The 11,638-nt window shown below is 64.6% G+C and carries 8 protein-coding genes; 5 read left to right on the top strand and 3 right to left on the bottom strand.

What is annotated here, in order from left to right; all coding sequences use genetic code 11:
• A partial coding sequence (locus tag VGO12_RS02355) for a caspase family protein (RefSeq protein ID WP_327511140.1) occupies positions 1-1,687 on the top strand: 1,687 nt, incomplete at its 5' end.
• 34 nt (positions 1,688-1,721) lie between these two features.
• On the top strand, positions 1,722-3,503 hold the full coding sequence (locus VGO12_RS02350) for a caspase family protein (RefSeq protein ID WP_327511139.1): 1,782 nt from the start codon (positions 1,722-1,724) through the stop codon (positions 3,501-3,503).
• Positions 3,504-3,606: 103 nt separating this feature from the next.
• Here the strand turns inward: VGO12_RS02350 and smc are convergent, their stop codons facing one another.
• From smc to VGO12_RS02335, 3 genes are all read right to left on the bottom strand, one after another.
• Positions 3,607-7,068 carry a chromosome segregation protein SMC gene (smc, locus tag VGO12_RS02345; protein WP_327511138.1) on the bottom strand — a complete coding sequence of 1,154 codons (3,462 nt, stop codon included), beginning with the start codon at positions 7,066-7,068 and terminating at the stop codon, positions 3,607-3,609.
• Between the two features lie 105 nt (positions 7,069-7,173).
• Complete coding sequence (locus tag VGO12_RS02340) at positions 7,174-8,016, bottom strand: DsbA family protein (RefSeq protein ID WP_327511137.1); 843 nt, start codon at positions 8,014-8,016, stop codon at positions 7,174-7,176.
• 207 nt (positions 8,017-8,223) lie between these two features.
• Entirely contained in the window at positions 8,224-8,730 is a 507-nt protein-coding gene (locus VGO12_RS02335; protein ID WP_327511136.1) for a DUF721 domain-containing protein, read from the bottom strand.
• A gap of 94 nt (positions 8,731-8,824) precedes the next feature.
• Here VGO12_RS02335 and mutY point away from each other — a divergent pair, with 94 nt between their 5' ends.
• The 3 genes from mutY (at position 8,825) to VGO12_RS02320 (ending at position 11,586) form a co-directional block, all read left to right on the top strand.
• On the top strand, positions 8,825-9,913 hold the full coding sequence (mutY, locus tag VGO12_RS02330; RefSeq protein WP_414650662.1) for an A/G-specific adenine glycosylase: 1,089 nt from the start codon (positions 8,825-8,827) through the stop codon (positions 9,911-9,913).
• Between the two features lie 20 nt (positions 9,914-9,933).
• The gene (locus VGO12_RS02325; RefSeq protein ID WP_327511135.1) at positions 9,934-10,551 is read left to right on the top strand and encodes an HAD family phosphatase; all 618 of its coding nucleotides are present in this window, start codon (positions 9,934-9,936) and stop codon (positions 10,549-10,551) included.
• Positions 10,552-10,629: 78 nt separating this feature from the next.
• Positions 10,630-11,586: a hypothetical protein gene (locus tag VGO12_RS02320; RefSeq protein ID WP_327511134.1), complete on the top strand. Its 957-nt coding sequence runs from the start codon at positions 10,630-10,632 to the stop codon at positions 11,584-11,586.
• Positions 11,587-11,638: the final 52 nt, after the last annotated feature.

Raw genomic sequence — 11,638 nt, 5'->3', positions numbered from 1 at the left:
CGCTGCGCGCGACGCCGAAGCCTTCAACACGTTCCTCAAGGGCCAGGGCTTTGAAACCGACCTGGTGCTCAACGCCGACCGCCGGGGACTTGCCGGCGCCCTCTCGAATTTCTCGCGCAAGATCGGGCCGGACGACACGGCTCTGTTCTATTACGCCGGCCACGGCATGCAACTGCGCGGCGAGAATTTCCTTGTCGGCACCGATGCCAAGCTTGAAAGCGAGTTCGACGTGCCGGCCGAGACCGTGGCGCTGTCGGAAATCATCGGCGCGCTCGAAAAGCGCGCGCGCATATCCATGGTCTTCCTCGATGCCTGCCGCAACAATCCACTCGCCGAGAAGCTGACGCGCGAGGTGGAAGGCGCCACCCGAGGTGCTGCGACACGGGGGCTTGCGCCGATCGAGACGCAGAGCGGCGGCACGCTGGTCGCTTTCGCCGCTGCGCCCGGACAGGTCGCCGCCGACGGCACCGACGGGCACTCGCCGTTCACCCGGGCGCTGATCGCCAATCTCTCGGGCGCCGGTCTCGAAGTCGGCACCGCCTTCAAGCGGGTCGTGCGCGACGTGCGCAAGGAAACTAAGGGCAAGCAGCAGCCGCAGATCCTCTCCTCCCTGTCGCTCGAGTTCTACTTCGGGCCGGAAACGGCGATGCCGCAACCGCAGGCCGTCCAGCCATCACTGGCGGTGCCGGCTGTGGCCGTGCCGGCCGCCGACCCCGAGGCGCTTGAGGCAGAAAAGGACTTCAAGAAGGCGTTGAGGGTCGGCACCCCGCGCATCTGGCACTTCTTCATCGAAAAGCACCGGAGCGGCGAATACGCGCAACTCGCGCGCCAGACGCTTTCGCAGATCGAGCCGGCTGCCACGCGCAACCAGTCGCATCTGCCGCAGTCCGTCGAGGCGCGGCTGTTGCCAGACACCGACAGGCGGCGAGACGTCCAGCTGGCGCTCGCCGCGCGCGGGTTCGACGCCGGCACCGCCGACGGCGTCTTCGGCGCCAAGACACGCGACGCGATCAAAAACTACCAGAACACCAAGGGTCAGGGCGGCTCGCGCTTCATCACCGAAAAGACGGCGGAAGCGCTCGGCGTCAAGGTGAACCTTGCCGCAGAGGGCATCTACAGTTCCGCGACCGCGCGGGGCTACGACATCAAAGACCTGACCGGACTGGAAACGGACGAACGCGTCCTTGCCGCCGTCAAGTGTCTCAGAGAGGAGCCATCGGTCTACGGAGCATTCGCAGGGCACCTTTACGTCGCTGTGCGAACGGGACCGACGCGCGCAGCCTATGCGCAGGAGCTCGCCAAGACCTGCGGCGCCCACCTCGCCTCGATTACATCGGACGCCGAGAACACTTTCATCGCGTCTCTGTTCAACGCCGATCAGGACTTCTTCGACATGGGCTTCTACGCCCCGGACAGCATCAGCTACAAGGTCGGGCCGTGGATCGGCCTGGTGCAGGATCCGCAGGGCAAGGAGCCTAAAGGCGGCTGGCATTGGGGAAACGGCGAGGCGATGACGTACGCGAAATGGTTCCCCGGTGCGCCGAACGAGTTCCAGCCGGGCAACGATCTGGCGATGTACTACACCCAGCGCTCGGGCCGGCTCGACATGAAGGGCACCTACACCAATACGTGGCAGGACATGGGGCTCAACAACATGAGCCCGAGCCTTGTCCTGGAATTCGAATGACAGTCCGCATCGTCCAGGGGATCGGAGACAGATCATGACATGGCGCACAAGGCTGACATGCCGGATCCTGTCGGCCATGATCGCCCTCTTTGTCGCCGGGCAGGTTCTCGCCGACGACGGCAAACGGCTGGCGTTGATCGTCGGCATGACGGATTACGTCGCGGCGGGCGTGTTGCCGAACGCCGTGCGCGATGCCGAGGCGTTTGATGCCTACCTTAGGGAACAGGGCTTTGACACCGACCTCGTGCTCAACGCCAACCGCCGGGGCCTTGCCGAGGCGCTTGCGCGGTTTTCGCGCAAGATCGGGCCTGAGGATGTCGCGCTGTTTTACTATGCCGGGCACGGCATGCAGCTGCACGGCGAGAACTTCCTTGTCGGCACGGATGCGAAGCTCGAAAGCGAATTCGATGTGCCCGGTGAAACCATGGCCCTTTCCGAGATCGTCAACGCGCTCGAAAAACGCGCCCGGATCTCGCTCGTCTTCCTCGACGCCTGCCGCAACAATCCGCTGGCCGACCGGCTCAACCGCGAAGTCGAAGGCGCCAGCCGTGGGGCCGCAACGCGAGGGCTTGCGCCGGTCGAGACCAAAAGCGCCGGTACGCTCGTCGCGTTCGCTGCAGCGCCCGGCCAGGTCGCAGCCGACGGTACAGACGGGCACTCGCCGTTCACCCGCGCGCTGATCGCCCATCTTGCCGGTCCCGGCCTTGAAATCGGCACCGCCTTCAAGCGGGTGATCCGGGCGGTGCGCCTGGAAACGGGCGGGAAACAGTCGCCGCAGATCCTGTCGTCGCTCGATCTGGAATTCTATCTGAATCAGGACGGCCCCAACCTAGGCACGGTCAAAACAGAGCCCGCCCAACCGACTGTGCCGGCCGTGGACATCGCCGCAGTCGATTTCGCCAAGGCGATGCGCGTCGATACGATCCGGACGTGGAAGCGGTTCATCGGCAAACATGGCGACAGCAGCTACGCGGACGCGGCACGGCAGTCCGTTCAGCGCCTCGCAGCAAGCGACACCTTGAAATCGCCTCTTGTCGCAATGGCACAGGAGCAGAAACTCTTCGACAGCAAGGAGAAGCTTTCGTCAGCCCAGGAAGCCTTGCGCCGCGAGGGCTTCGATACGGGCCAGACGGACGGCACGCTCGGTGGCCAGACGCGCCGGGCGGTTACGTCGTTTCAAACCGCACGGGGCCTGATCCAGTCGGGCTTTCTCGATCAGGAAACGAGCGCAGCACTCGGCCTCGGCTTTGCCCATGTCGACCATCAGGTCCTCTCTGCCGCCATTGCGCGCCGCTATGAGGCCGCCGATCTCGAGGGCCTTGAGGACGAGGCGATCGTATCTGTCGTGCGCTGCCTTGCCTCATTTTCGTTGACCTACGGCATGTTCGATGGGCACGTTTACGCGGCAGCCTATGGCACGCGGCAAGTCGACTGGCAGGAAGCAAGGGCGACGGCCGAGCGTTGCGGCGGCCACCTGGCAACAATTGGCGACAGCGACGAGAACGCGTTCGTCGCCTCCCTCGTCAACGCGGACACGCGGTTCTTCGACAGCCTGTTTGAAGGCGGCGAACATCGCCGCGTCGGACCCTGGATCGGTTTTGTCAACGAGAACGGCGCTGCCGATGCCTGGGCCTGGACGACGGGGGCTGCCGTTGCCTACGACAAATGGTTCAGGCGCCCGCCGGCGAAAGTGGGTGCGGCGACGCTCTATGCTGCCTACCGCGCCGACAAGGTGCCCAAGGCATCCTATATCGACACTTGGGAAGCACGCGACCCGTCACGGCCGGCACCAGGCTTCATCGCCGAGTTCGAATAGAGCAATTCCAAGAAAAGTGTACAACGGTTTTCCGTCCGAAATTGCGTAATAACAAAGAGTTAGATCCTCTCAATGTTCGATGAAACAATGAGAGGATCCGGGTTCAGACCACTTCGCGCAGGCGTTCCGCCGTCTGCAGGTCGACGGAGACGAGCTGCGAAACGCCCTGCTCGGCCATCGTCACGCCGAACAGGCGGTTCATGCGGGCCATGGTGATCGGATTGTGGGTGATGATGATGAAGCGGGTTTCGGTCGATGCCGCCATCTCGTCCATCAGGTTGCAATAGCGCTCGACGTTGTGGTCGTCGAGCGGGGCGTCGACTTCGTCGAGAACGCAGATCGGTGCCGGATTGGTGAGGAACACCGCGAAGATCAGCGCCATCGCCGTCAGCGCCTGCTCGCCGCCGGAAAGCAGCGTCATCGTCTGCGGCTTCTTGCCCGGCGGGCGGGCGAGGATTTCAAGGCCCGCTTCCAGCGGATCGTCGCTCTCGATCAGTTGCAGTTCTGCCGTGCCGCCGCCGAAGAGATGGGTGAACAGCCGCTGGAACTGCACGTTGACCACGTCGAAAGCGGCGATCAGCCGCTCGCGGCCCTCACGGTTGAGGTTCTGGATCGCGCTTCGCAGCTTGCGGATCGCCTCGATGACGTCATCGCGCTCCTTCAAAAGCAGGGCGAGTTTTTCGGAGAGCTCCTTCTGCTCCTCCTCGGCGCGCAGGTTGACGGCGCCAAGCCGCTCCCGTTCGATCTTCAGCCGTTCGAGTTCGCGTTCGATATTGCGCATATCCGGCAGCGCCTCGTCGACGGCAAGCCCGGTCAGGCGCATCACCTCATGCGGGGCGCAGGAGAGCGCTTCCTGGATGCGGGCCTCGATCTCGACACGGCGTTCGCGCGCGGAGACCAGGCGCTCCTCTGCACGGCCGCGTTTTTCGCGCGATTCCGCCAGTTCGGAAAGCGCGGTCGCCGCCAGCCGGTCGGCCTCGCGCTGCCGGTTTTCGGCCTCGGCAAGCAGGTCGGCCGCCTCGCGACGCGCCGCTTCTGCCTTCTGCAACTCGTTCATCAGCGCACGGCGCTTGTCCTCGAACTCGTCAGGCGCGTCGATCAGCTCTTCCACCTCGTCGCGGGCTTCCGCCTCGCGGTCCCTGAGCGTCGCAATATGGTCCTCGGCGCTTGCGGCGCGCGCCTTCCAGGTCTGGCGTTCGGCGGCGATCGCGGTGATACGCCGCTGGCGGGCCTCGTTTTCGCGCGCCAATCCGTCATGGGCGGCGCGGCACTCGGCAACGGCGGCGCGATCGGTGGCGACATCGGCCGTCTGGGCGCGCAGCTTCAGTTCGAGTTCAGACAGGTCCGGCGCATCGGCCAAGGCGTCGTTGGCGGTCTCGATCTGTTCGGCCACTTCCTCGACCTGAACCTCGATCTGGCTTCGGGTCTCCGCAAGCACGGCCCGCCGGCGCGCGAGGTCTCCGGATGCCCGCTCTGCGGCCGCCAGCGCATCGCGCGCCTCGGCGACCTGTCGCGTGATCATGCGCTGGGCGTCACGCGCAAACCGCAGGCGCTCGTCTTCGGCGCGAATGCGCGCGCTTGCCTCGGCAAGTTCGGCCTCGGCGCGGGCAAGCGTATCGGCGGCATCCTCTGCTTCCGCATCGAGCTCGCCCAAGCGGTTCTTCTGGGCTAGCCGCAAGGCGGCCGCGCTCGGCGCCTCGGAGCCGGTAACATGGCCATCCCAGCGCCAGACCGCCCCTTGCTTGGTCACAAGGCTCTGGCCGGGCTTGAGCAGTGGCAGCAAGCGTTCGGCATCCGCCTCGCTTGCGACGATGCCGACCTGTCTGAGGGCGCGAGTCAAGGCATCCGGCGCTTTCACATGGGCTGCAAGCGCGCTCACGCCTTCGGGCAAGGCAGCGTCGCCCGCGTGATCGCCGGGCAGGCGCCAATGGGCAGGGGCAGCTTCGTCGAGTGGCGAATCCAGATCGTCGCCAAGGGCAGCGCCGAGCGCAGTTTCAAACCCGCGATCGACCTTCATGTCCTCGACAACCGCGTGATAGGCGCCACCGGCGACCGCCTCCAGCATGCGCCGGATGGTGCGCGCTTCGGTCTCGATGCCGTTCAGCGCAGCGCGGGCGCGGTCGACGGGCGGACGTGCTTCACCCTCGGTGCGCCGCGCGTCGGCAAGCGCCTCCTCGATCGCAAGCACGTTGGCTTCGGCTTCTTCCAGCGCCGCCTCGGCGACCTCCACCTGTCCCTGTTTTTCGTGCGGATCGGGAAGGGCCGCCATCTGGCGATCGAGTTCATCGAGGTCGCGCGACTGATCGCCCAGTTGCCGGGCAAGCCGGGCTTGCCGTTCCGAGAGGTCGCGCAGCGCCCGTTCCAGCTGGTTGCGGCCGGCCTGGGCCTCCGCGCGTTCGGCCGTCAGTCGTGCCAGCTCGGCTTCGCTGCCAGCGAGTTTTTCATGGGCCTCTTCCAGTCGCTCGCGCGCTTCAAAAGCGCGATCGTCGGCCTCGGCCAGCATGTCGCTGAGCTCGGCCTCCTCCTCGTCGAGGCGGGACAGGATCCCGGCATTGTCGACGACGAGCCGTTCTTCGCGGGTGATGTCTTCGGCAAGCTGCGCGAGGCGCCGCTGCAACTCGTCGCGCCTACGCAGGATGCGGCCCGCATCTTCTTCGAGCTGCGAGCGCGCAATCTGCAGGCGCTGGAGGGCGGCAGCGAACTTCGCTTCGTTCTCGCGCAGTTCCGGCAGCTTCAGGCTGGCGATCGCCTGGTCCTTGGCCGCCTGCATCTGCAGCTGGGCCTTTTCGGCAACCAGCGCAGTCACCTGGTTCAGCTGGCTCGTCGCCTCGGCTTCCGCCTCCTTGGCCTGCACCCAGCGGATATGGAAGAGAATCGCTTCGTGCTTGCGGATATCGGCCGAGAGCATCTTGAAGCGGTTGGCCTGGCGCGACTGGCGCTTCAGGCTTTCGATCTGGCTTTCGAGCTGCGAGGTGACGTCATCGAGGCGTTCGAGATTGGTCTCGGCGGCGCGCAGGCGCAGTTCCGCCTCGTGGCGACGGGAGTGCAGGCCGGAGATGCCGGCCGCCTCTTCGAGAAGCTGGCGGCGCGCCTGCGGCTTGGCAGCGATCAGTTCGCCGATGCGACCCTGCCCGACCATCGACGGCGAGCGCGCGCCGGTCGAGGCGTCGGCGAAGAGAAGCTGCACGTCCTTGGCACGCGCCTCCTTGCCGTTGATCCTGTAGACCGACCCCTGCTCGCGCTCGATGCGGCGCGTCACCTGGATCTCGTCGCTGTCGTTGAAGGCAGCCGGAGCGGTACGGTCGCTGTTGTCGAGGTAGAGCCCGACTTCGGCGGTGTTGCGCGCCGGGCGATTGCCGGATCCGGAAAAGATCACGTCGTCCATGCCGGACGCGCGCATGTTCTTGTAGGAGTTCTCCCCCATCACCCAGCGCAGCGCTTCGACGAGGTTCGACTTGCCGCAGCCATTCGGCCCGACGACCCCGGTCAGGCCCCGCTCGATGATGAATTCGGTGGGTTCGACGAAGGACTTGAAGCCAAGCAGGCGCAGCTTGTTGAACTTCATGCTGGCGACACTGGAGCGATGGCATACCCCCCTCTGCCGTCACTCCGAACGAAAAAAACGGGCGCACAGCCGCCGCCGTCGCCCGTTTTCAGGAAAAGCGAAGGATCAGAGCTTGCTGTCGATGAGGGCCGACATAACGTCAACCGACATGTCCCCCGAATAGTGCTCTCCATTGACGAAGAAGGTCGGCGTCGACTGAACGCCAAAATCCTTTGCGCCGCGCTGCATTACAGCGTTCACATCATCCAGAAGTTTTTGGTTCGTCAAGCAGGCCTCGAAGCTCTCCTGTGTAAAACCGGCGAGTTTGGACATCTGCAGCAGCGCATCGCGGCCGTTCTGGGCTGCGGCCCACTGCTGCTGCTGCTTGAACAGCATCGAGATCATCGGGAAGTACTGGCCCTCCGGGGCGCAGCGAGCCAGCATGAAGGCAGCCGCCGCCCGCGGATCGAACGGGAATTCGCGCAGAACGAAGCGAACCTTGCCGCTGTCGACATACTTGGTCTTGATCGCTTCGAAGGTGTTGTTGTGGAAAGCCGCGCAATGCGGGCAGGTCATCGACATGTACTCGACGATGGTCACCGGCGCGTTGGCGTCGCCGATTGCCATTTCCGGCAGTGCGCCAGGCTCCATCAGCTTGGCGGCATCAACGGAGCCTTCCGACGAGGGAAGCTCGACCTTGACCGGAGCAGCGGTCGACTGTGCGACTTCGGTGGTTGCGGCGGCAGGCTTCGCCTCGGTGGCGGCCGGAGCAGCGGTCGTCGACGCGGTGGTGGTCGCGTCCGTTGCCGGCTTGGTCTCAGCCTTGGCGGCGGTTTCGGTGGTCGCAGCCGGGGCGGACGACGCCGCTTCCTTCTTGTCGTCGCTGCAGGCGACAAGCACCAGGGCGACGGTTGCGACGGCGGCACCGCTGAGCAGGCGCTTGGTAAGGTTCATTGCGGAAGCGGACATGATTTGACCCGTGTTCGGAGGGAATTGCAGTGCGGATTCGATATCTTGCCGCGAAGAGGGCGGCAAGTGGCCGGTCGTCAACAGAATTCAAAGAATTGTGACCGGCCGATGGCTCGGCTGAAGCGCGTGGCGATCTTTCAGACGCGTCGCGCCTCCGGTTTCGCATGCCGTTGTCGCAAACCCGCTTAACGCGCTTGCGGACATGCCTTAGCGGCGGCGTGGATTGAGAACAGCCGTGCCCAGCCTTCGCAGAGCCGCCTTCAGCTCCTCGCTCTCTATGCCCTCAACCATCGCCTCGAGCCGCCGGGCGGGTTCGCCGGTCAGCGGCTTGGGCTTGCCGCGATGCTTCACCTGCGGCGACACGGGCTTTTGCACGATGCGCAATTGCCCGATGGCGTAGAAGCCGAAGAAGCCGTTGATGCGCTGGATCAGCTCGCCCTGGGCATGGGTCAGGAAAAGGGCGCGTGCGCCTTCGCAGGCGACCGTCAGGACACCCGGCTGATGACCGCCCTCGCCCGAGATCTCGGATGCGCGGCGCGGCCAGGCGATCTTTTCCGGCCGGGTGCAATCGGCAAATTCCTCGCCGGCGATCTCGTCCCAGGAGCCGAGCAGCATGGTGTTGATGCCCGCGCGCTTGGCGAGCACCGGGTCGATCAGGCCGTTGGCGACCTCGCTAATCTGAACCACGCCCTTGCGGGTCTTCTGCTCGCGCACGGAGACTGTCTTTCTGTATGCAACGTCGATTGAGCCTTGATGACACGGCTCTGCTTCGCCAAGTATAGGCCGGAAAGAGAACTCCCGGCAAATCATGCACGATACGATACCGGCGGCGGACGCCGCACCCCTTCTGCTTCACTGGTACGACAGGCACCACCGCGACCTGCCCTGGCGGGTCTCGCCGCCAATGTCTGCACGCGGGATCATCGCCGATCCCTATCACGTCTGGCTGTCGGAGGTGATGCTGCAGCAGACGACAGTCCAGGCAGTGAAGGCCTACTTCCAGAAATTCCTGTCGCTGTGGCCAACGGTCGGGGCGCTCGCGCGCGCCGACAACGAGGACGTGATGAAGGCTTGGGCGGGGCTTGGCTATTACGCCCGCGCCCGCAACCTGAAGAAATGCGCCGAAGCCGTCGCAAGCGAACATGGCGGCCGCTTCCCCGACACCGAAGAGGGGTTGAAGACGCTGCCGGGCATTGGCGACTATACGGCGGCGGCTGTCGCGGCCATTGCCTTCGACCGCAAGAGCGCGGTGCTCGACGGCAATGTCGAGCGAGTGATCTCGCGGCTCTACGCGATCGAAACGCCGCTGCCGGCGGCAAAGCCGGAGATGCGGGCGAAAGTAGCACTGCTGACGCCGGACGAGCGGCCGGGCGATTTCGCCCAGGCGATGATGGATCTGGGCGCCACGATCTGCACGCCCAAGCGCCCCGCCTGTTCGCTCTGTCCCTTCCGCGCCCATTGTCGGGCACTCGTCGTTGCCGATCCGGAGACCTTTCCGCGCAAGGCAAAGAAGAAGGAGAAGCCGTTGCGCCGCGGCGCCGCCTTTGTCGCGATCGATGCCAACAACGCCGTCTATCTGCGCAAGCGCGTCGAGAGCGGTCTGCTTGGCGGCATGACGGAAGTGCCGGGCACCGACTGGACCTCGCGAAAGGACGGCGATACCTCGCTTGCCTCCCAGCCCTTTGCCGCATCCTGGGAAGACTGCGGCGCGATCAGCCACGTGTTCACGCATTTCGAGTTGCGTCTTTCGGTCTACCGGGCCAATGTCGCGCGCGCCGAAACCGGGGGCAACGGCTGGTGGGAACCGGTCGACACCCTTGGGGCACAGGCGTTGCCGACGGTCATGAAGAAGGCGATCGCCCAGGCGATCCCGGACGCCTTCAAGGCCGAACGTTGAGCCAAGTCAAGGATACAGACATGAGCAGCATCGAGATCCGTCACATCGTCTTCGACATCGGCAAGGTGCTGATCCACTACGATCCCAACCTGCCCTACAGCCGCATCATACCCGATGAAGCGGAACGGGAATGGTTCTTCGCCAATATCTGCACCCACGACTGGAACATCGAGCAGGACCGAGGCCGGCCGTGGGAAGAAGCCGAAGCGCTGCTGATCAGGGATTTCCCCGATCGCGAAGAGCACATCCGCGCCTTCCGCAAGCACTGGCAGGAAATGGTGCCGCATGCCTATGTCGAAACGGTCTGCCTGATGGAGCGGCTGATCGCGGAAGGCCGCGACGTGACGATGCTGACGAACTTCGCCTCCGACACGTTCCGTGAGGCCCAGCAGCTCTATCCGTTCCTGACCCTGCCGCGCGGCGTCACGGTTTCGGGTGACGTCAAGCTGATCAAGCCCGACATCGCGATCTACGAAAAGCATACCCGGACCTTCGACCTTACCCCATCGGCGACCCTCTTCATCGACGACAGCGTGCCCAACGTCGCAGCTGCCCGCGTCGCCGGCTGGCACGCGGTCCATTTCGTCGATCCGGAAAAGCTGAAGGTCGACCTCGCGGCCTACGGCCTTCATCCCTAGGACAGGCTTGGCCGTCGATCGCCGGATGCCTCACCGCGTCCGGCGGCACGATTTCGCCACGAATCGCCAGCACTACCTGTGATTGTTTCATCGCAGGAGTACTCTATGAATAATTTAGAATTTTCCGTGATCCGTGACGGCGCTGCCAAGGATGCGCTCGTCAGCGAGTTCTATGCGAGGACCGAGACCAGCTTTCGCGACGAGGTTTCGCCGCAAGAGTTCGCGGAACGCTTCTCGCATTCCCGCTTCATTGTCGCCCGACGCGATCAGGAACTGGCCGGCTGGATCACCCTTCCAGCACCCACACACGGCGACGAGGACACAGCCGATCCGGGCTTGCTGGCCATGCCGCAGCACGATCTGCATGATCCTGAAATTCTGACGCAGCTCTTCCGGCTTGCAGCCATCGAGGCAGGTCCGCAGGGCATCAAATGGCATTCCCGAACAACCGCCCACAACCAGCAGGTCGTGGAAATGACCGGTGCGGTCGTGCTTCGCGACCTGTTCAGGACCTGGCAAGCGCCGCGCGAGCGCTGGCAGGACGCAACCGTGGCGGACGGAGCCGTCGTCCACGCAGTCCACGCGCCCCTTCCCGATGACCTCCTCGCCAAGTACCTGGATTTCCTGACACGCGCGGGCATATCGAACTGCAATGGAGAGACCTGCACCACGAGCTGGGATGCGGGCGCGGTCGCCCAGAGCGTCGCAGACAGGGATGCGGGCGGGCTGCTCATGCAGATGCTGGAACATCGTGACCTCGTCGTCGCCGAGGCCTATGCCTTTGTCTGGAGCGATGAAATGATGATCAACATCAGCGAACACGAAGCCGCTGCTTCCGGGCTGGTCGCCTTGGTCGCCGCCCTCATTCAACGCATTCCCGCCGCGCATCCCGAAATCGGCATTGCCACGGTCGAACTGCAGGAGGACGAAAGAGCGCGCCTCGAGCCCGTGCTCGCTGCCTGCGGCTTTGAAGACAAGGGGCCGCGCACGCTCTTCCATTTGCGGCCACGAGCCGAAGCATCACGCAGCAGCTGATATGAAATACAAACGCCCGGAACCCGTCTTGAGGATTCCGGGCGTTTAAAGC

It is taken from the genome of Ensifer sp. (assembly GCF_035999135.1).
Taxonomy (GTDB): Bacteria; Pseudomonadota; Alphaproteobacteria; order Rhizobiales; family Rhizobiaceae; genus Ensifer.
The sequence above is the reverse complement of the archived record's forward strand: the minus strand, read 5'-3'. Positions and strand labels throughout refer to the sequence as shown.

What these genes read in the sequence shown, in the direction of transcription:
- VGO12_RS02350 (WP_327511139.1), top strand. Translation starts at nt 1,722, where the DNA reads ATGACATGGCGCACAAGGCTGACATGCCGGATCCTGTCGGCCATGATC.
- smc (WP_327511138.1), bottom strand. Translation starts at nt 7,068, where the DNA reads ATGAAGTTCAACAAGCTGCGCCTGCTTGGCTTCAAGTCCTTCGTCGAA.
- VGO12_RS02340 (WP_327511137.1), bottom strand. Translation starts at nt 8,016, where the DNA reads ATGTCCGCTTCCGCAATGAACCTTACCAAGCGCCTGCTCAGCGGTGCC.
- mutY (WP_414650662.1), top strand. Translation starts at nt 8,825, where the DNA reads ATGCACGATACGATACCGGCGGCGGACGCCGCACCCCTTCTGCTTCAC.
- VGO12_RS02325 (WP_327511135.1), top strand. Translation starts at nt 9,934, where the DNA reads ATGAGCAGCATCGAGATCCGTCACATCGTCTTCGACATCGGCAAGGTG.